The sequence below is a fragment of the Thioalkalivibrio sp. ALE9 genome, assembly GCF_000377445.1.
In the GTDB taxonomy this organism is placed as follows: domain Bacteria; phylum Pseudomonadota; class Gammaproteobacteria; order Ectothiorhodospirales; family Ectothiorhodospiraceae; genus Thioalkalivibrio.
On the sequence record NZ_KB898128.1, the window covers coordinates 40,380 to 59,313 of the forward strand.

At 68.2% G+C, this 18,934-nt stretch carries 17 protein-coding genes; 9 read left to right on the forward strand and 8 right to left on the reverse strand.

Annotated elements, in window-relative coordinates:
- Positions 1–8 precede the first annotated feature (8 nt).
- The 4 genes from D106_RS0109840 (at position 9) to D106_RS0109855 (ending at position 2,680) form a co-directional block, all read left to right on the forward strand.
- Positions 9–470 (forward strand): hypothetical protein, encoded by a 462-nt coding sequence (locus D106_RS0109840; RefSeq protein WP_018865753.1) that lies wholly within the window; start codon positions 9–11, stop codon positions 468–470.
- Positions 467–1,189: a 3-oxoacyl-ACP reductase FabG gene (gene fabG / locus D106_RS0109845; protein ID WP_018879926.1), complete on the forward strand. Its 723-nt coding sequence runs from the start codon at positions 467–469 to the stop codon at positions 1,187–1,189. Before D106_RS0109840 ends, fabG begins: the two co-directional genes overlap by 4 nt.
- Positions 1,190–1,196: 7 nt before the next feature.
- Complete coding sequence (locus D106_RS0109850) at positions 1,197–1,925, forward strand: glycosyltransferase family 2 protein (protein WP_018879927.1); 729 nt, start codon at positions 1,197–1,199, stop codon at positions 1,923–1,925.
- A 359-nt stretch (positions 1,926–2,284) separates the two neighbouring features.
- Positions 2,285–2,680, forward strand: coding sequence for a hypothetical protein (locus D106_RS0109855; RefSeq protein WP_018865756.1), 396 nt, complete (start codon positions 2,285–2,287; stop codon positions 2,678–2,680).
- Positions 2,681–2,954: 274 nt separating this feature from the next.
- Here the strand turns inward: D106_RS0109855 and D106_RS0109860 are convergent, their stop codons facing one another.
- The gene (locus D106_RS0109860; RefSeq protein WP_026279162.1) at positions 2,955–3,428 is read right to left on the reverse strand and encodes a YhcB family protein; all 474 of its coding nucleotides are present in this window, start codon (positions 3,426–3,428) and stop codon (positions 2,955–2,957) included.
- 106 nt (positions 3,429–3,534) lie between these two features.
- On the opposite strand from D106_RS0109860, the gene D106_RS0109865 reads away from it, so the two are divergent.
- Both D106_RS0109865 and D106_RS0109870 read left to right on the forward strand, forming a co-directional pair.
- Positions 3,535–4,086 (forward strand): hypothetical protein, encoded by a 552-nt coding sequence (locus tag D106_RS0109865; RefSeq protein WP_018879928.1) that lies wholly within the window; start codon positions 3,535–3,537, stop codon positions 4,084–4,086.
- Between the two features lie 6 nt (positions 4,087–4,092).
- A complete protein-coding gene (locus tag D106_RS0109870; protein WP_018879929.1) occupies positions 4,093–4,722 on the forward strand; it encodes a hypothetical protein in 630 nt (209 codons plus the stop codon).
- 223 nt (positions 4,723–4,945) lie between these two features.
- Here the strand turns inward: D106_RS0109870 and dacB are convergent, their stop codons facing one another.
- The 3 genes from dacB to efp form a co-directional block, all read right to left on the reverse strand.
- Entirely contained in the window at positions 4,946–6,355 is a 1,410-nt protein-coding gene (dacB, locus tag D106_RS0109875; protein WP_018879930.1) for a D-alanyl-D-alanine carboxypeptidase/D-alanyl-D-alanine-endopeptidase, read from the reverse strand.
- A gap of 156 nt (positions 6,356–6,511) precedes the next feature.
- On the reverse strand, positions 6,512–7,477 hold the full coding sequence (epmA, locus tag D106_RS0109880; protein WP_018879931.1) for an EF-P lysine aminoacylase EpmA: 966 nt from the start codon (positions 7,475–7,477) through the stop codon (positions 6,512–6,514).
- Positions 7,478–7,501: 24 nt separating this feature from the next.
- Positions 7,502–8,065 (reverse strand): elongation factor P, encoded by a 564-nt coding sequence (efp, locus tag D106_RS0109885; protein WP_026279163.1) that lies wholly within the window; start codon positions 8,063–8,065, stop codon positions 7,502–7,504.
- 77 nt (positions 8,066–8,142) lie between these two features.
- Between efp and epmB the strand changes: the two genes are divergently transcribed.
- The 3 genes from epmB to D106_RS0109900 all read left to right on the forward strand — a co-directional run bounded on the left by epmB (position 8,143) and on the right by D106_RS0109900 (position 13,267).
- Positions 8,143–9,171, forward strand: coding sequence for an EF-P beta-lysylation protein EpmB (epmB, locus tag D106_RS0109890; RefSeq protein WP_018879933.1), 1,029 nt, complete (start codon positions 8,143–8,145; stop codon positions 9,169–9,171).
- Between the two features lie 134 nt (positions 9,172–9,305).
- Positions 9,306–11,198 carry a hypothetical protein gene (locus tag D106_RS0109895; protein ID WP_018879934.1) on the forward strand — a complete coding sequence of 631 codons (1,893 nt, stop codon included), beginning with the start codon at positions 9,306–9,308 and terminating at the stop codon, positions 11,196–11,198.
- A complete protein-coding gene (locus tag D106_RS0109900) occupies positions 11,195–13,267 on the forward strand; it encodes an EAL domain-containing protein (protein WP_018877329.1) in 2,073 nt (690 codons plus the stop codon). The genes D106_RS0109895 and D106_RS0109900 overlap by 4 nt, the downstream gene beginning before the upstream one ends.
- Positions 13,268–13,759: 492 nt before the next feature.
- On the opposite strand, the gene dnaJ is transcribed toward D106_RS0109900, so the two are convergent.
- The 4 genes from dnaJ to hrcA all read right to left on the reverse strand — a co-directional run bounded on the left by dnaJ (position 13,760) and on the right by hrcA (position 18,862).
- The gene (gene dnaJ / locus D106_RS0109905; protein ID WP_018876097.1) at positions 13,760–14,908 is read right to left on the reverse strand and encodes a molecular chaperone DnaJ; all 1,149 of its coding nucleotides are present in this window, start codon (positions 14,906–14,908) and stop codon (positions 13,760–13,762) included.
- Positions 14,909–15,029: 121 nt separating this feature from the next.
- Positions 15,030–16,961 carry a molecular chaperone DnaK gene (gene dnaK / locus D106_RS0109910; protein ID WP_018879935.1) on the reverse strand — a complete coding sequence of 644 codons (1,932 nt, stop codon included), beginning with the start codon at positions 16,959–16,961 and terminating at the stop codon, positions 15,030–15,032.
- A gap of 137 nt (positions 16,962–17,098) precedes the next feature.
- Entirely contained in the window at positions 17,099–17,683 is a 585-nt protein-coding gene (grpE, locus tag D106_RS0109915; RefSeq protein WP_018865768.1) for a nucleotide exchange factor GrpE, read from the reverse strand.
- A gap of 120 nt (positions 17,684–17,803) precedes the next feature.
- The gene (gene hrcA / locus D106_RS0109920) at positions 17,804–18,862 is read right to left on the reverse strand and encodes a heat-inducible transcriptional repressor HrcA (RefSeq protein WP_018876094.1); all 1,059 of its coding nucleotides are present in this window, start codon (positions 18,860–18,862) and stop codon (positions 17,804–17,806) included.
- Positions 18,863–18,934 lie beyond the last annotated feature (72 nt).

The window sequence follows — 18,934 nt, forward strand, 5'->3', positions numbered from 1 at the left end:
TCCCGCGCATGTCATCCCGACCCGAGACCCTGGATCACGAGGCCATCTGCCGGCTGCTGCCGCATGCCGGCGCAATGTGTCTGCTGGATACGGTGGAGGCCTGGTCCGACACCACCATCCATTGCCGTGCCGAAAGCCACCGCGACCCGGCCAACCCGCTGCGCGGCGAGGCCGGGCTGCATGCCCTGGCGGCGCTGGAATACGGCGCCCAGGGCATGGCCGTGCACGGCGCCCTGCTGGCCGATGCCGGGCCGGCGCGCGCCGGCTATCTGGCGGCGGTGCGGGATCTGCAGCTGCAGACCCGTCGCCTCGACAGCCTGGGAGCGGCACTGGAGATCCACGCGGACTGCATCCTGTCGGACCGCAACAGCTCCATCTACGACCTGCGCGTAAGCGCGGGCGCACAGCCGGTGCTGAGCGCCCGCGCGACCGTCATCCTGCAACCCGCCGACGACGAGGACAGCCCGTGACTGCACGCGCCCTGATTACCGGCGGCAGTGGCGCCATCGGCGCCGCCATCGGCCACGCCCTGGCCATGGCCGGCCACGAGGTCATCCTGCATGCCCATCGCAACGCCGCCGCGGCCGAGGCGACCGCCGATGCCATCCGTGCCGATGGCGGCCAGTCCCAGGTGCTGGTGTTCGACATCACCGACGAGGGGGCCTGCCGCGAGACGCTGGAACCCCTCGCGGCCGAGCAGCCGGTACAGATCCTCGTCCACAACGCCGGCATCCACGACGACGCGCCACTGGCCGGGATGCGCCGCGAACAATGGGACCGCCCGATCGATGTCGGCCTCAACGGCTTCTACAACGTGACCCAGCCGCTGCTGCTGCCGATGATCACCACCCGCTGGGGCCGGGTGATCGCGATCTCCTCGGTAGCCGGGCAGATCGGCAATCGCGGCCAGACCAATTACGCGGCGGCCAAGGCCGGCCTGCACGGCGCCATCCGCTCGCTGGCCCAGGAGGTCGCCTCGCGCGGCATTACCGCCAACGCGGTCGCCCCCGGCATCATCGAGAGCCCCATGAGCGAGGGCAGCTTCGATGCCGAACATATCCGCAATCTGGTGCCGATGCGCCGCGCCGGCCGGCCCGAGGAAGTCGCGGGCGTGGTCGGCTTCCTGGCCAGCGACGCAGCCAGTTACGTCTCCGGCCAGGTGATCGGTGTCAACGGCGCCCTCGCCTGACGCCTCCATGAGCACGGTCGTCGCCCTGATCCCCGCCCACAACGAGGCGGCCACCGTCGAAGCGGTGGTGGCCGGCGCCCGCGCGCAGGTGGACCGGGTGATCGTGGTGGACGACGGATCCGAGGACGCCACCGCCCGCCTGATCGAGGATCAGGCCGAAGTCCTGCGCATGGACGAGAACAGTGGCAAGGCCAGCGCCCTGTGGGCCGGGATGCAGCATGCCCTGGCCACCGGCGCCGAGGCGGTGGTGACCCTGGATGCCGACGGCCAGCACGACACTACCGAGATCCCCGCGCTGGTCGCCGCGTGGCACGAGACGCCGAACCGGCTGGTCCTGGGCGCACGCCTCAAGGGCCGCGAGCACACCCCGCCGCTGCGCCTGTTCGGCAACCGCATGGCCGACTTCTGGATTGCCTGGGCCTCCGGGCAGCCCCTACGGGACTCCCAATCCGGCTTCCGCCTCTACCCGGCCGCCCTGCTGCGGCGCCTGGACCTGGCCCACCACCGGGCCCGCGGCTTCGTGTTCGAGAGCGAGGCCCTGATCGTCGCCGAACGCCTGGGATTCCCGGCACGGGTGGTCCCGGTACGCTGCATCTACCCGGAAAACCACCGCCCCAGCCACTACCGGCCGACCGCGGATACCCTGCGGATCATCGCCATGGTTGCCGGCCACCTGCTGCGCCGCGGAATGCGCCCGCTGGGGCTGCTGCGGTCGCTGGGCGTGATCCGCCGTTAGGGAGACGCTGATTGAATCGCACGTCCGCGTTGGTGCCCCCTGTTTTCCGAGACAAGGCGCGTCGTGCAGCGGGTAGTGGTTCTACCCGCAAGCGGCGCAACGCAGGATCGGGGAACAGGGGGCACCAACCCCACAAGCCATTGAAAGCAGGGGCTCGGCCGCTTTTGCACGCGAACGGCGTTGCGGCTCCCTTGTGCAGAATGACTGCACGGCAGTCACCGCGCCTTGTTCGCACGCAAAAGCGACTCGAGCGCGGACGTGCGATTCAATCAGCGTCTCCCTAGACGCACGCCCCGGTGCCCTTGGAAACGACGCTTCCGCAGGTCTACACTCCCCGCGCATCCATTAAGGGAAACACTATGAATACCAAGACGTTGCTGGTGATCATCTTCGCCGCCCTGATCGCGCTGGCGGGCTGCCGCGGCACGGTTCCCGTGCAGGACATCAGCGATACCACGGTCACGAATGTCGACGGCGACCGTCCGAGCGCCGAGCAGATGGAACGCGCGATCCGCACCGCCGGGGCTTCGCTCGGCTGGCGCATGGAAGAGGCCGAGCCCGGGCTGCTGGAAGGCCGGCTCAGCCTGCGCGACCACGTCGCCGTGGTGGAGATCCCGTTCGCTGCGGGCGAATACAGCATCCGCTACAAGGACAGCGCCAACCTGAACTACGAAGACGGCAACATCCACCCGAACTACAACAACTGGATCCAGAACCTGGACAACCAGATCCGCGCCCAGATCTCCGCCCTCTGATCCCGCCCCGCGTCGGGCACACCCCGGCGCGGAGGGCTCCAAGGGCAAGGGCCTTTGTTCACCACGAAGCCCACGAAGGCACGAAGAAAACCCGCTCTGAAGAACCGCTACAGGAAGGGGAGAAGGTCGGAAGGACTGCGAGGGCACGCAACCCATGTGTACGTTGCCTTGCGAGCCACCTTCCCGTCTTCGCGTCTTCCTGTGAGCGCTACTCGGCTTTTCTTCGGGCCTTCGTGGGCTTCGTGGTGATAACAGGTTTTTTCAGTAGCGGCGGTCAGTCGGGGCGCGGGCGGTCGTCCGGCTTGCGGGGCTCTTCCCCCGAACCCTTGGCGGCGGGCTCGTCGTCCTGGGCGTCCGATTCGTTGGCGCCGCCGGCGGCCTCGCCCGGGCCGGTCCCGTAATCGCGGCGTGTCATGTGCGACAGCAGCTGGCCGGCGCGGTCCTCGAGGCGGTCGCGGGTCGGTTTGTCCGCCAGCTCCTCGGCGCTCTGGGCCAGGTGGTGATAGAGGTCGCGGTAGGACCCGGCCATGGTCGCGAACAACGTGGCCGTGCGGTCGAAGTGGTCGTTGACCTGGCTGCGGTAGCGCGTCAGTTCCTGCATGCGCCGATCCAGTTCCTCTTCCAGCTCGCGGATCAGCTTGCGTTCGTCACTGGTCACGCGCCCCACCCAGAAACCCACCAGGGCGGCGATCACGATGGCCAGGATCCCGAGGGCCACCCACAGCCCCACTGCTGTCTGCTCTTCCACCACGACATCCTCTGCAAATGGAGGGGCCATTGTGCCGCAGGCCCCGGTCGAACGCACTTCCGGGCATGCTAACCTCGCCACACAGCCAGGAACCCGGAAGACCCGCATGATCGATCCACAACACGCGCAACAGATCCGCCAGGCCCAGGCCGGCCTGATCAACCTGGTGGTCCAGGCCACCCAGAACCCGGAAACCCGCCGCGAGCTGGAGCCGGTCCTGAACCAGGCCCACGAGGCTGGCTGGGGCGAACTGATCCAGCGCATTCGCCGGGTACTCGACGGCGAGCGCGACCCTTCCCTGCTGCAGGGTCTGGACGACGAGGACACGGTGATCCTGACGGCCATCCTGAACGGGCTGCAGGACCCCTCCACCCTGCCCGACCCGGAGCAAAGCGGCGACCCGGCCCAGGCGGCCCCGGGACTGGCGCAGATGATCCACGGAGCCGCCCGCGGCGATGCCCAGTCGCTGCACTGGCTCTCCCAGATGGCCGAGCAGATGAGCCGCGCCGGGGGCGACATGGCCCGCCTGGGCGGCATTACCAAGCGCCTGGTGGACGGCGAGCGCGACCCCGACGTGCTGTGTCGCGGCATGGGCTCGCAAGGCGAATCGCTGGTGCTGTCCATCTTGTCGGAACTGGGCAAGCTCGAACGCCACTGACCCGACATGCGCCGTCGCAGCGACAACGCGGCCCCGCTACGGCGCCGCTTCCGCCTCCCGCCCTGGCTCCTTGCGGTACTCAGTCTGTGGCTGCTGCAGGGCTGCGCGGCCGTGACGCTGCAACCACCGGACGACCCGGAAGGCCCGGTTACCGTGGCCCTGCTGGACCATGGACGACACTCCAGCCTGATCCTGCCAGCCGGGAAACCGGGGGCCTGGCTGCGCTACTCCTACGGCGACTGGGTTTTCTATGTCGAACGCCGGACCGGGCCGCTCCAGGGGATCTCCGGGTTGCTCGTACCGACCCGCGCCGCGCTCGGACGCCAGGTACTGACCGGCCACGAGCTCGGGCCATCCACGCTGGGGCAACTTCGGGTACCACTGGCGGACTTTTACCTGCTGACGGTTCCGGGGGCACGGGTCGAGGTCCTGCGCGACGAGCTGGAAGGCATCTGGCAAGCGGGATACGACGAACGCAAGACCTCGCCGGAATGGGACATGGCCTTCGTCGAGCATCCGGAGGCCTACACCCTGCGCAACAACTCCAATCGCATGGTCGCGCGCTGGCTGACGACGCTGGACGTCGAAGTCTCCCGCGCGCCGATCCTGTCCAACTGGCAGACCGAGTCCCCCTGAGTTCGCAAGGCACTTTTCACCACGAAGCACACGAAGGCACGAAGAAACCCGCAAGAGCATTTACAGGAAGATGCGAAGGTCAGAAGGGGGCGAGAGGGTGCGCAATCCTCGTGGCTTGTGCATCGTCTCAGGAATCTTCCGATCTTCGCGTCTTCCTGTTGGCGCTTTCTGGATTTTCTTCGTGCCTTCGTGTGCTTCGTGGTGAACAAACGGGGTGCACCCGTCAGAGGTCGTGGGCCCACTCGAGGACGGCGTCCTGCAGGTTGCGCCCCATGCCGCGGTGGGCGCGTGGATCGTTGACCAGCACCACCACCGCCAGGTCATCTCCACCCCGCGTCCGTACATAGCCGGCCACCGCGGACACCTCGTTGAGATGCCCGGTCTTCAGATGCATCCGCCCGCGCAGATCGCGCTGGCTGCCGTTACGGAAGCGGTTGCGCAGGGTCCCGTCCAGCCCGGCCAGGGCCAGCGAGGACTGGAACTCGGGCCGGTGCGGGTGCTGCCAGCCCGCCTCCAGGATGCGGCCCAGCTGGCGCGAGGTCATCCGCGAGTCGCGGCTCAGGCCCGAACCGTTGTCGACCACCATGCCCGCAACATCGACGTCCAGCCCGCGCAGGGACTCCAGCAGGGCCTGCTGCCCCTTTTCCAGCGTCGCCGGCGGGGTGAAGTGACGCGCCCCCAGGGTCAGCAGCAGATGCCGGGTCATCACGTTGGAGCTCCACTTGTTGGAGACCCGGATCAGATCCGACAACGGGCGCGAGGTGTGGCGCAGGATCGGTTCGTCGTACAGCACCGGCAGCACGCCGGGGCGGATGTCCCCGGTCAGCTCGCCGCCCCACTGCGACCAATGCAGGCGGAACATCTCGGCATGGTTGGCCTCCGGCGCGAGCACCGAGCGCAGCAGTTCATAGTCGCCACAATTCACCGGGTATTCGCCGGCCAGGGTCACGCGCTGCGCCTCGGGATCGGCATCGAAACGGATCCCGCGCTGCCAGGCGCCGCAGCTGCCCCGCGTCGGCTGCAGGCGATTGACGACATCCAGCCCCGGCAGGGGCGGGTCCACCGTCACGTCGATCCCGTTCCCGTGCCGCTCCGGTCGCACGCGAAAGCGCTGTGCGTTGGCGTTCACATGCAGGGCATAGGGCAGCTGGTTGTAGGCCCGCAGCGGCTGGTCATTGAAGGCGGCAGGGTCCCCGGATGGCAGTTCGAAATGCGAGGCGTCGAGGATCACGTTGCCCTCGATACGACGCAAGCCGGTCTGGCGCAGCTGCCCCAGCATGCGCCAGTGTTCCTCGCTGACCATGCCGGGATCGCCCGTACCGCGGATCACCAGGTCCCCCGCCAGTACCCCGCCGCGCACCGGGCGCGTCGCCCAGACCTCGGTGGTCCAGGTGTAGTCCGGGCCCAGCTCGTTCAGGGCCGCCAGCGAGGTGGCCAGTTTCATGGTCGACGCCGGGTTGTACGGCTGATCGGCGTTCAGGCGCGCGAGCACCGCCCCGTCCGACATCCGCTGGACCCAGAGACCGACATTTTCCGGCGGCAGGCGCTGACTCTCGATCGCCCGCTGCAGCGGCTGCGGGAGGTGTTCGAACTGGGCCTGCGCCGTCAGCGGCGCAAGCCAGAGCGACAGCATCAGACAGAGGGCAATAGCCCACCCGGAACGAACCGGAAGGGGGCCTGGGCGGCGCGCAAAAAGGCGAGGGGGCATAGGGGTCCGACCATCCTGCAAACGTGCGGGGCAACAGTCCCTATAGTGTGCCGGCACCCCGGCCGGGACAAGCCCTTCGCGTCACGCTCTCGACCAGGGAAAATCGAGTACCTGATCGAGGCTGGAAACCCCCAGCAACCGCATCAGCAGCCGGTCCACGCCCAGGGCCACCCCGGCGCAGTCGGGCAGTCCGGCGTCCAGCGCCGCCTCCAGGTAGTCATCGGGGGGCGGCAGGGGCTGTCCGCGCGCACGCCGGATGGCGATGTCGCGTTCGCGGCGGCGGCGAAACAGCTCGGGATCGGTCAGTTCGTGATAGCCGTTGGCCAGCTCCAGGTCGCCCCAGTACAACTCGAAGCGCGCGGCGTACCCCGGGGATTCCGGACAGGGACGCGCCAGCACGGCCTGGCTCTCCGGATAGTCGACCACGACGGTCAGCCGGTCCGGCGGGAAGCCCGGGGCAATCACCAGGCTGATCAGCGCATCCAGCCAGCCATCCCGGTCAAGCTCGCCCGCCACCGCGAGCCCGCGGGCCGCCGCGGCCCGTTCCAGCTCCTTGGCCTCCGCGGCGGCCGGGTCCAGCCCGAGGGTCGACCGGAACAGCTCGGCATAGGGGATCACCACGCAGCCGCGGGGCGCGTGCCACTCGCGGGATTGCGCGGCCTGATCCGCGATCAGGGCAACCACCTCGCGCGCCAGGTCCCGATGGTCCAGCCGGTGGCGATACCACTCCAGCAGGGTAAATTCCGGGTTGTGGCGCGGCCCGGACTCGCCGCCCCGGAAGACCCGGGCGATCTGGTAGATATCCGGGGCCCCATCCGCGAGCAGGCGCTTCATCGGGTACTCCGGAGAGGTCTGCAGGTAGCCCTGCTCGCCGCCGGGGGCGCGTGCCTCCCAGCTTTCCAGCATCGGATCCTGCGGGGCGCCCCGGCCCAGGATCGGGGTCTCGACCTCGAGCACCCCGCGATCCGCGAAGAAGGCCCGCAGACCCGCCAGCAGACGGGCCCGCGCCGCCCGGGCCGGCGCCGCGCCCGGCCGCCAGTCACTCACCTCCGAACCCGGGGGCAGATGCGATCAGACGCGGGAGACGTATTCGCCGTTGCGGGTGTCGACCTTCACGGTCTCGCCTTCCTCGACGAACAGCGGGACCTTGACCACCGCACCGGTCTCCAGGGTCGCCGGCTTGGTACCGCCCTGAGCGGTATCGCCGCGCACGCCCGGATCGCACTGGGTAATCTTCAGCTCGGTGAAGGCCGGCGACACCACCGACAGCGGCTCGCCGTTCCACAGGGTCACGGTGCAGATATCCTGCTCCTTCAGCCACTGCCCGGAATCGCCCAGCGCGGCCTCGCTCACGGCATACTGCTCGAAGGTGTCCGGCACCATGAAGTGCCAGAACTCGCCATCGTTGTAGAGATACTGCATCTCGGTGTCCATCACGTCGGCCGCCTCCACCGACTCGCCGGACTTGAAGGTCTTCTCCAGCACCCGGCCCGTACGCAGATTGCGCAGCTTGACCCGGTTGAAGGCCTGGCCCTTGCCCGGCTTGACGAACTCGTTTTCCACGATGGCCTGCGGATCGCCGTCCAGCAGCAGCTTGAGACCGGCCTTGAATTCGTTGGTACTGTAGGTTGCCATTGCGTGCTGTTCCTCGATGATGCGTGGCACGGGCATACCGCCCCGTCCGGAAACGATTCATGCCCACAAAGCCCGTCATGATAACGCGCGAGCCGCGCGGAACCCAGCCACCCGCGCCGCGTGCCACGCCGGCCTGGCAGCAGGCGCTGGCGCGCGCGGTCGCCGATCCCGAGGCCCTCGCCGCACGCCTCGGGTTGCCGCTCGACGACCTGCCGGGCATGCAGACCGGGCACCGACTGTTTCGCACCCGCATCCCGGAGAGCTACCTGGCGCGCGTGCGCCCGGGGGACCCGCGCGACCCGCTGCTGCTGCAGGCCCTCCCGGATGCCCGCGAGGCCCTGGAGGCCCCGGGCTTCGTCAGCGACCCGGTCGGCGATCACGACGCCCTGGCCGCACCCGGCGTGGTGCACAAGTACCACGGCCGCGTGCTGCTGCTGACCACCGGGGCCTGCGCCATCCACTGCCGGTACTGCTTTCGCCGCGAATTCGACTATGCCGAGCACAATCCGGCCCGGGATGACTGGGCGCCCGCGCTGGAGTACATCGCGGCGCATCCGGACATCCGCGAGGTCATCCTCAGCGGCGGCGATCCGCTGAGCCTCTCCGATACCCGCCTGGCCCGACTGGCCCAGCGGCTGGGCGCCATCCCGCACCTGGAACGCCTGCGCATCCACTCGCGCCTGCCGGTCGTCCTGCCGGAGCGGGTCGACGACCGCCTGCTGGATTGGCTCGGTCAGGGGCGGCTGCAGCACATCCTGGTGCTGCACGCGAACCACCCGCGCGAATTCGCCGCCCCGGCCGACGCGGCACTCATCCGCCTGCGCGCCGCCGGCGTCACGCTGCTCAACCAGGCGGTCCTGCTGGCCGGGATCAACGACGATGCCGCCACCCTGATCGAACTGCAGGAGGCCGGCTTCCGCCTGGGCGTCCTGCCCTACTACCTGCACCAGCTCGACCGCACCCGCGGCACGGCCCATTTCGAGGTTTCGGATCGCCGCGCACAAGAACTCCACCGGGCCCTCCATGCGCGGCTGCCGGGCTACCTGGTTCCACGCCTGGCGCGCGAGATCCCGGGTGCATCCGGGAAGACCCTGCAAGCCCCGTAGGCCGGGCGTGAGCAAAGGCCGACGCCTCCCACACCAAAAACACGGTTTGCTGCTACAGTAGCGCCAGACCCGGGGCGTGAACGCGTTCTCCGGAGAGTCCCACGCAACCGGCCCAGCGACCACTGGACACGCCCATGCTGCACGCCCTGCCCGAGCTGCCCGCCCAACCGGCCGGCCCCGCCAGCTTCCCGCACCGGACGCCGCAGGCCCTGCGGGCCTGGTGCGCGGAACTGCCCGGCAGCGAGCCCGAGCTCGGCATGCAGCAACTCGGCGAGGCCCTCGAAGGGCTCAACCAGATCGCGCTGCAGCCCGGGGTTCGCGCCAGCCTGGTGCGCATACTGGAAGACCACCTCCTGCCCCTGTTCCCCGTGCTGGAGCGCCTGCTGCGCCAGCGCCCCCTGCCACTGGGGCGCCGCAGCCGCGATCGTGCCGAGGTCCTCGGCAGCGCCCTGCGCGCTCTGCTCCAGGCCGAACTGCTGGTGGTCCGGGAGCGCATCGACGCCGACGACACCCGGCACGCGGAACGCCTGACCGCGCCCCTGCAGGCCGCCGTCGCGCTGCTGGGCGCGCTCGCCGTGCACCACTGGCGGCTGTATCAGAACCTGCCCTCCGGTCACTGGCAGCAAGTCTACGACCTGCTGCGCCTGGCACGGACCCAGCACATCGCCGACCACGGCCCCGCCACCGACCAGCGCTTCGGGCCGCTGGATACGGACCGCATCGAGGCCATGAGCGCGCGCCTCATGGTGCTGGGAAGTACCGACCCGAACGCCCTGAAGATGGGCGAGATGGACTTGCTGGTTCGCTGGATCAACGCGATCGCGCTGACCTGCACCGCCGCTCCCGACCCGGACCCGCATCCCGACCTGCCGGTGCTGCGCTGCGAGCTCGAGCGCGACCATGCGCCGGGACTGGTCCTGCGCGACCAGCCCGCCGGCGACCTGGCCTGCTTCGTGGAGCTGGGCCCGGCCCTGGCCGCACTGCGCGACGCCCCGGAAAACCTCGAGCCGGTGCAAACCGGCAATGCACAGGCCCTGGCCGAGCATCTCCTGCGCCTGTGGTCGCACCTGCCCACCCGGCGGCACAGTCGCGAGCGAGCGGGCGACCTGCAGCAGGTCTGCGTCATGGGACTGGAACGCATCCATGACTTTCTGCTGGCGGAGATGGAGCGTCGCCGTGACGCCGGCGCCCGGGAACTCGACACGGACGAGAACGGCGAGGCCGGCCTGAAGTCCGTGCAGCAGCGTGATCGCGGCGTCAGCGTCTTCGAGATGTCGCCCGCGGCACTGCGGGGGTCGGATCTCGCTCTGGTCGACAGCCCGCCCGCCGCCGGTCGCGACAGCGATCTCCGGCCGCTCGCGGACGACACCCCCGGCCCCGCCGCGACCGCCTGGGAAGACGTCGGGCGCGGCCTCGAGATCGCCGGCCACGACGAACCGACAGGGCCCATCACCAAGCGCCACCCTCCGGAACACTGGCAGGTGGACGACATCGGCGCCGGGGGCGTCCGCCTGTGCCTGGACGCACCACAGCAGCCCTTGTTGATTGGCGACCTGGTCGGGCTGCGCGCCGTGGACGGCCACCGCTGGACGGTCGGGGTGCTGCGCTGGATTCGCTTCGACGATCAGGTCGGCGAACGCATCAGCATCGGCGTGGAGTTCCTTGCCAATCGCTGCCTCCCCATGCAGATCCAGGATTTTCGCAACGGGGTCGCCGCCGGGGTCCCGCAGCCGGGCCTGTTTGCGCCACAACGAACGGATGCCGACGGGGCCGCCCTGTTTCTGCCGGCCCAGGTCTTCGACCACGAAAAACGGGTGGTCTGCTGGCTGAACGACCGCGCCCGCGTTCTGGAACTGGACAGCGAGCGCACGGGGACTACCCTGTTCACCGAGGTGGGCTGCCGCATGACTGCGCTCGAGGTCGGCAGCCCGACCGCGGAATCCCCCGGCACGGAGGCGGACCCCGGCCTCGCGAATGACAACGGACTGTCCCTCACCACCCGCAACCGCGACGACCAGGCCCCATGAACGAGACCATTCGTACCCTCTTCGTTACCAGCAATCCGAACCGGGCGGAAGAGGTCATCAGCAGCATCCGAACCCGCGGCAGTGCGATCCGCCCGGAGCAGGTTTCGACCACCGACGCCCTCGCCGAGGCGCTGGAGAACCGGCGCTTCGACGTGATCGTACTGATCGAACCCGGCCTGAGCCTGGCCCGCGAGCACGTGGACGAGGCCCAGCATGCCTCCGGCCGGCGGATCCCGGTCGTGATCCTGACCGAACGCCCGGAAGCGGAACGCGTGGATGACTACGAGGCCGGTGCGTACGCGGTGGTGGATCACGAACTGCACGAACTGGCCAGCCTCCTCACCATTCGCGCCGCCGAACAGTTCCAGCTGCGCCAGCGACTGGGTCGCATGGACGCGTCGCTGCAGGAGTCCGAGCGCCGCTGCCAGCTGTTGCTGGACAACTCGCGCGACGCCATCGCCTACGTCCACGAGGGCATGCACATCTACGCCAACGCCTCCTGGCGCGAACGCTTCGGCATCGGCGACCCGGAGGACGTCGATGGCCTGCCGCTGATGGATCTGGTCGCGCCGGAGAGCCGCGACGAACTGAAGGGGCTGCTGCGACGCTTCCAGAACGGCGAGGAGGGCGACCAGACCCATCAGGCCTTCCAGCTGCAGGCCTTCGACGGCACCCCGTTCGAGGCCAACCTGCGCCTCTCCACCGCCAGCGTCGAGGGCGAGGCCTGTACCCAGGTCCTGCTGGATTCGGCCCAGGAGGACCCGGAACTGGCGGAGAAGATCGATTACCTGTCGCAGCGCGATCTGGTCACTGGCCTCTACAACCGCCAGCACTTCACCGGCATGATCGAGACCGCGCAGGGCCAGGCCGCGCAGTCGGAGAAGCCCTTCGCCCTGATCACGCTGGCGGTGGACCGCTTCGCGGAAATTCGCGCCAACGTCGGGATGTCCGCCAGCGACCTGCTGCTGGCCGACATCGGCAAGCTGATCGAGGACCAGTTCCCCGAGCCGGCCATCACCGCGCGCCTGGAGGCCGAGCACTTCGGCATCCTGGTGCCGGATACCCGCCGCAACGAGGTGGAGAGCCGCGTCCACGGTCTGATGGAGGCGGTCACCGGGCGCGTGTTCGAGCTCGGCAACGCCTCCACCAACTGCACCCTGTCCGCCGGCATCGTGATCGCCGACGAGACTGCGGTGGATACCGAGGAGCTACTGTCGCAGGCCGACCGCGCACTGCAGGAAGCGGTGGAAGCCGGCGGCGGGACCCACTGCTTCTTCCGCCCGGCCGAGGGCGAGATGACCCAGGCACAGGCCGACCAGCAATGGCGGCTACGCATCCAGGACGCCCTCGATCACGACCGTCTGGAGCTGCTGTACCAACCGATCGTGAACCTGCACGGGGCCGACCGGGCGCGCTATTCGGTGTTCGTGCGGCTGCGCGATGCCGAGGGTCATATCCACGAACCGGAGGCCTTCCTGCCCAGCGCCGAGCGCACGGAGATGGCCCAGCCCATCGACCGCTGGATCCTGAAGACCGCCCTGGGCGTCCTCGCGGAACAGCTGAAGAAGGACCCCGGTACCCAGTTCTTCCTCAAGCTGACCAATGGCTCGCTCGGCGATCCCTCGGTGGTCAGCTGGCTGCACGACGACCTGCACGCCCTGCGCATCCCCGCCGACAACGTAGTGGTGGAGCTGAAGGAACCCACCGTGGTAACCCACCTGAAGCCGGCGATCCACGTGGCCCGGGGCCTGCAGGAGATGCACGGCCACCTGTGCATCGACGACTTCGGCAACGGCCTGAACCCGTTCCAGTTGCTGCAGCACCTGGAGGCGGACCACATCAAGCTGGACCCGTCGTATGTGAAGAACCTGGCCGAGAGCGAGGAGAATCAGCAGCTGATCCGCGAGCATACCGAGGCCGCGCACGCCAAGGGCAAGCAGGTGATCGTGCCGTATGTCGAGGACGCCAGTGTGCTCGCCGTGCTCTACAGCCTGAACGTCAACCTCGTGCAGGGCTACTTCCTGCAGGCGCCGATGCCGGCCCCCACCTTCGACTTCGCCTCAACCTGAGCCCCGCGCGCCCTCACCCCATTTTTCACCACAGAGCGCACAGAGAACACGGAGAACGGCAAAGGACTGTTCACCACGAAGCACACGAAGGCACGAAGAACATCCTGTGCGGGTTCTTGAACATAGGGCGAGTCGTGGCGGTCAACGGTCCCGTATCCGACACGACACTGACCACGAGCACTCACCCACAATCCCTGCCTTTCTCCGTGAACCCTGTGGCCTGCGTGGTGACCCCGCCCTCAGTCTTTCCTTCGTGTCTTCGTGCGCTTCGTGGTCAGCCAACCGCCCTTGACCTGACACACCGGAACCGCCTGTCCCTGATGCACCCCCAACGCTCAGAAGGCCGCGTTGCCACGAGCACAGGTGCGGGAATCACCACGCGGCGAGAGGGAGCCCGCGAGTGAGCGGTCGGGGCTGGCCGTCGTTCTAACGCAACAGGCCGCGGTTTACGCCGGGGCCTGTGCGGAACAGCGAACGCGTTTCGGGAAAGGGCTATTTCGACCAGAAGTTCAGGTCCTCGAAGAAGCCCTTCACCCCGTCCACCCAGGACTGCGCCTGCGGACTGTGCTTGGTCCCACCGGCCTGGGTGGATTCCTCGAACTGGCGCAGGAGCTGCTTCTGCTCCTTGGTCAGGTTGATCGGCGTCTCCACCACCACGCGGCAGATCAGGTCGCCGACGGCACCGCCGTGCACCGACTTCACGCCCTTGCCGCTGACCCGGAACTGCTTGCCGGTCTGCGTCTCCGCGGGGACCTTCAGCTTGACCCGGCCGTCCAGCGACGGGACCTCCAGCTCGCCGCCAAGGGCGGCGGTCGCGAACGACACCGGCACCTCGCAGTGCAGGTCCGAGCCCTCGCGCCGGAACAGCTTGTGCGGCTTCACCCGCACCTGCACGTAGAGATCACCCGGCGGACCGCCATTCATGCCGGCCTCGCCCTGGCCGGCCAGACGGATGCGATCGCCCGAGTCCACACCGGCCGGGATCTTCACGTCCAGCGTGTTCTGCTCCTGCACCCGACCCTTGCCGTGGCAGGACTTGCAGGGGCTGGAGACGATCTTGCCGGAGCCCTCGCAGCGCGGGCAGGTCTGCTGCACCGAGAAGAAGCCCTGCTGGATGCGTACCTGCCCGACCCCGTTGCAGGTCGGGCAGGTCTCCGGCGAAGTCCCCGGTTCGGCGCCGGAGCCGTCGCAGGCCTCGCAGGACACCGTGGTCGGGATGCGAATCTTGACCTCGGTGCCGAACACGGCTTCCTCGAGCGTCAGGTCCAGGTTGTACTGCAGGTCGGAGCCCCGGTAGGCGCGCTGACCGCGGCCGCCTCCACCACCCCCGAAGATATCGCCAAAGATATCCTCGAAGATGTCGCTGAAGTTGGAGGCCCCGGCCCCGCCGCCGAAGCCGCCGGCCGAACCGTCCACGCCGGCATGGCCATAGCGGTCGTAGGCCGCACGCTTCTGATCGTCGCTGAGGACGTCGTAGGCGGCGCGCGCCTCCTTGAACTTGGCCTCGGCCTCCTCGTCCCCCGGGTTGCGGTCGGGGTGGTACTTCATTGCCAGGCGGCGAAAGGCCTTCTTGATATCGGCGGCCGAGGCGTCCTTGGCGACGCCCAGCACCTCGTAATAGTCGCGTTGTGACATGGTCATTTCCAGGTAGATCGTTCGCGCGAACGCGGAGTGCCTTCACGCAAACGCCCGGAGGTACCGTGTACCCCGGGCGTGGCGTGTGGTCGAAGTCCGGCGGCGCCAAGGCGCCGCCGGACGGGCATCAGCCCTGCTTCTTCTGGTCGTCGTCGACTTCCTCGAACTCGGCGTCCACGACATCGTCGCCCTGCTGGCCGCTGTCGGCCTGCTCGGCACCGGCCTCGCCCGCGGCGTCCGCGTTCTGGGCATAGGCCTTCTCGGCCAGCTTGCCGGAGGCCTCGGCCAGCTTCTGCGTGGCCTGTTCGATGGCGTCGGCGTCCTCCCCTTCCATCGCGGTCTTGACCTCGGCCACGGCCGACTCGATCGCGGAGCGCTCGTCGTCGGAGACCTGGTCGCCCAGATCCTTCAGCGACTTCTCGGCGGAGTGCACCAGGGCATCGGCCTGGTTGCGTGCCTGGACCAGCTGCTGGAACTTCTTGTCTTCCTCGGCATGCGCCTCGGCGTCCTTGACCATCTGTTCGACTTCCTCTTCGGACAGACCGGAGGAGGCCTTGATCACGATCTTGTTCTCCTTGCCGGTCGCCTTGTCCTTGGCCGAGACGTTCAGGATGCCGTTGGAGTCGATGTCGAAGGTGACCTCGATCTGCGGCACACCGCGCGGCGCGGCCGGGATGTCCTGCAGGTCGAAGCGACCCAGCGACTTGTTGGCGCTGGCCATGTCGCGCTCGCCCTGCAGCACGTGCACGGTCACCGCGGTCTGGTTGTCCTCGGCGGTGGAGAACACCTGGTTGGCCCGGGTCGGGATGGTGGTGTTCTTCTCGATCAGCTTGGTCATCACACCGCCCATCGTCTCGATGCCGAGCGACAGCGGGGTCACGTCCAGCAGCAGCACGTCCTTCACGTCGCCACCCAGCACGCCAGCCTGCACCGCGGCGCCGACGGCAACGGCCTCGTCCGGGTTCACGTCCTTGCGCGGCTCCTTGCCGAAGAACTCCTGCACCGCTTCCTGCACCTTGGGCATGCGGGTCTGGCCGCCGACCAGGATCACGTCGTCCACCTCGGAGGCGGACAGGCCGGCGTCCTTCAGCGCGACCTTGCACGGCTCGATGGAGCGCTTGACCAGGTCCTCGACCAGGCTCTCCAGCTTGGCGCGGGTGATCTTCAGCGCCAGGTGCTTCGGCCCGGTGTTGTCGGCCGTGATGTACGGCAGGTTGACCTCGGTCTGCTGGCTGGAGGACAGCTCGATCTTGGCCTTCTCGGCGGCCTCCTTCACGCGCTGCATCGCCAGCGGATCGCCCTTGATGTCGATGCCCTGGTCCTTCTTGAACTCGTCGACCAGGTAGTCGATCAGGCGATTGTCGAAGTCCTCGCCACCCAGGAAGGTGTCGCCGTTGGTCGCCAGCACCTCGAACTGGTGCTCGCCGTCCACCTCGGCGATCTCGATGATCGAGACGTCGAAGGTACCGCCACCCAGGTCATACACGGCGATCTTGCGATCCCCGCGCTGCTTGTCCATGCCGTAGGCCAGCGCGGCCGCGGTCGGCTCGTTGATGATGCGCTTGACCTCGAGCCCGGCGATCTTGCCGGCGTCCTTGGTCGCCTGACGCTGGGAGTCGTTGAAGTAGGCCGGGACGGTGATCACCGCTTCGGTGACCTCCTCCCCGAGGTAGTCCTCGGCGGTCTTCTTCATCTTCTGCAGCACGCGCGCGGAGATCTCCGGCGGGGCCATCTTCTTGCCCTGCACCTCGATCCACGCGTCGCCGTTGTCGGCCTTCACGATGCTGTAGGAGACCAGCTTGATGTCCTTCTGGACCTCGCCTTCGTCAAACTTGCGGCCGATCAGTCGCTTGGCCGCGAACACAGTGTTCTGCGGATTCGTGACCGCCTGGCGCTTCGCGGACTGGCCGACCAGCACCTCGCCGTCGTCACTGAACGCGACGATGGACGGGGTGGTTCGGGTGCCTTCCGCGTTCTCGATGACCTTGGCCTGGTCGCCTTCCATCACGGCGACGCAGGAGTTGGTGGTCCCGAGGTCGATACCGATGATCTTGCCCATGATTGAAATCTCCTGATGCGAAAAAGTGGCGCTGCAGAGCGTCGTTCTCTGCCAACTTGTACGGGAATCTGGGGGCCCGGGCCGGGTTTTCAAGGGGCGATATCCGAGCCGCCCCCTGATCCGCCCGGGTAGCCGAGTCAGGCGCTTTCGTCGATGTTCGGCGAGGTCGGTGCCTTGGAGACCACCACCATGGCCGGGCGCAGTACGCGGTCCTGCAGCATGTAGCCCTTCTGCATGGTCGCCACCACCGTGTTCGGCGGGTGCTCCGGGTCTTCCTGCATGGACATCGCCTGATGGCGCTCCGGGTCGAAGCGCTGGCCGGTCGGGTCCTCGGCCTGGATGCCGAACTTGTCGAAGACCTTGGTCAGGTTCTTCAGGGTCAGCTCGGCCCCCTCGATGATGCGCTCGACATCCTGGGTCTCGCGGGCCGCCTTCAGCCCCATCTCCAGCGAGTCGCCGACCTCCAGCATCTCGGAGGCGAACTTTTCCATCGCGTACTTGTGCGCGTTTTCCAGCTCGCGCTCGAAGCGCCGGCGCTGGTTCTCCAGTTCCGCCTGCGCGCGCAGGGCCTGGTCACGCCGTTCCTCGGCCAGGGCTTCGAGCTCCTGCAGACGTGCTTCGGTATCGCCCTCGCCGGGGTGGTCGCCATCGGCCTCGGGGGCCGCCTCGTTCCCGGTCTCGAGCTCTTCCGGTTGTTCCTGGGGTTCCCGCTGTTCCGACATGCTGGCCTCGCGAATCAATGAAAAGTGGAACCGCCCGCCGGGTCGCCAGCCGGCAGGCGGGGTATTCGGGTTGACTACGGGGACTGTGGGGGCATCCGTTCGGGTTTCAAGGGCGACCCGCTACTTCGGGTCGCCCGGCGGCTGATCGCCCAGGGCCGAGCCGAGCAGACGCGCGGTCACGTCCACGATCGGGATCACCCGGTCGTAGGACATGCGCGTGGGTCCGATGACCCCCAGCACGCCGACCACCTCGCCATCCACACTGTAGGGCGCAGTCACCACCGAGCAGTTCTCGAACCAGTCCAGTCCGGACTCGCGGCCGATGAAGATCTGCACGCGGTCGCTGCGAATGCACTGGTCGAGAATCCCGAGGATCTCCTGCTTTTCGTTGAAGGCCTCGAGCAGCTGCCGCAGGCGCTCCATGTCCGCCAGCTCCTCGTAGCCGAGCAGGTGAGTCTGGCCGGCCACGACCACGTCGTCCGGGTCCTCGTCACCGACCGCCTTCTCGCCCAGATCGATCGCCGCCAGCATCATCGCGTCCAGGTCGTCGCGCACGTCGCGCATCTCGCGCAGCAGCTCGGCTCGCACGGCGTGCAGGCTCTTGCCCGCCAGATGGGCGTTCAGGTAGTTGGCCATGCGCTGCAGCTCGTCCTGGCCGAAGTCGCGCTCCAGCTCCAGCACGCGGTTCTGCACCTCCTTGCCGTCGATGACCAGGATCGCGAGGATGCGTCCCTCGCCCAGGCGCAGAAACTCGATCTGGCTCAGCGCGACGTTGCGATGCCGCGGCAGGCGCACCATCCCGGCCATGCGCGTAACCCGCGACAGCAGATTGCTGGTGGTATCCATCAGATCCTGGGTACTGGCATTCGGGTCGAAGCCGGACTGGATCGCGCGCACCTCCTCCGGCGAGGGGTTGCGCACCTCCAGCAGGCTGTCCACGAACAGCCGGTAGCCGGCCGGCGTCGGGATGCGCCCGGCCGAGGTATGCGGCGAATGGATCAGGCCCATGTCCTCGAGATCCGCCATCACGTTGCGTACAGTGGCCGCGCTCACGCTGAGCCCGGAGGTGCGGGCCAGGGTACGCGAGCCGACGGGCTGGCCGTCCCGGATGTAGCTCTCGATCAGGGTCCGCAACAGGGTACGGGCCCTGGCGTCCAGATTGATGAAAGCGTTTTCCATGGGTCGTCAGCGCTCCACTCGGTCGAGTGCCAGAAGGTACCAGTCTTGGATGGTGCTGGAATCCGGTCAAGA

Excerpts from the sequence above, each read along its gene's own strand:
- D106_RS0109840 (WP_018865753.1), top strand. The coding sequence starts at position 9 with ATGTCATCCCGACCCGAGACCCTGGATCACGAGGCCATCTGCCGGCTG.
- D106_RS0109850 (WP_018879927.1), top strand. The coding sequence starts at position 1,197 with ATGAGCACGGTCGTCGCCCTGATCCCCGCCCACAACGAGGCGGCCACC.
- D106_RS0109855 (WP_018865756.1), top strand. The coding sequence starts at position 2,285 with ATGAATACCAAGACGTTGCTGGTGATCATCTTCGCCGCCCTGATCGCG.
- D106_RS0109865 (WP_018879928.1), top strand. The coding sequence starts at position 3,535 with ATGATCGATCCACAACACGCGCAACAGATCCGCCAGGCCCAGGCCGGC.
- D106_RS0109870 (WP_018879929.1), top strand. The coding sequence starts at position 4,093 with ATGCGCCGTCGCAGCGACAACGCGGCCCCGCTACGGCGCCGCTTCCGC.
- dacB (WP_018879930.1), bottom strand. The coding sequence starts at position 6,355 with ATGCTGTCGCTCTGGCTTGCGCCGCTGACGGCGCAGGCCCAGTTCGAA.
- efp (WP_026279163.1), bottom strand. The coding sequence starts at position 8,065 with ATGGCAACCTACAGTACCAACGAATTCAAGGCCGGTCTCAAGCTGCTG.
- epmB (WP_018879933.1), top strand. The coding sequence starts at position 8,143 with ATGATAACGCGCGAGCCGCGCGGAACCCAGCCACCCGCGCCGCGTGCC.
- D106_RS0109895 (WP_018879934.1), top strand. The coding sequence starts at position 9,306 with ATGCTGCACGCCCTGCCCGAGCTGCCCGCCCAACCGGCCGGCCCCGCC.
- D106_RS0109900 (WP_018877329.1), top strand. The coding sequence starts at position 11,195 with ATGAACGAGACCATTCGTACCCTCTTCGTTACCAGCAATCCGAACCGG.
- dnaJ (WP_018876097.1), bottom strand. The coding sequence starts at position 14,908 with ATGACCATGTCACAACGCGACTATTACGAGGTGCTGGGCGTCGCCAAG.
- dnaK (WP_018879935.1), bottom strand. The coding sequence starts at position 16,961 with ATGGGCAAGATCATCGGTATCGACCTCGGGACCACCAACTCCTGCGTC.
- grpE (WP_018865768.1), bottom strand. The coding sequence starts at position 17,683 with ATGTCGGAACAGCGGGAACCCCAGGAACAACCGGAAGAGCTCGAGACC.
- hrcA (WP_018876094.1), bottom strand. The coding sequence starts at position 18,862 with ATGGAAAACGCTTTCATCAATCTGGACGCCAGGGCCCGTACCCTGTTG.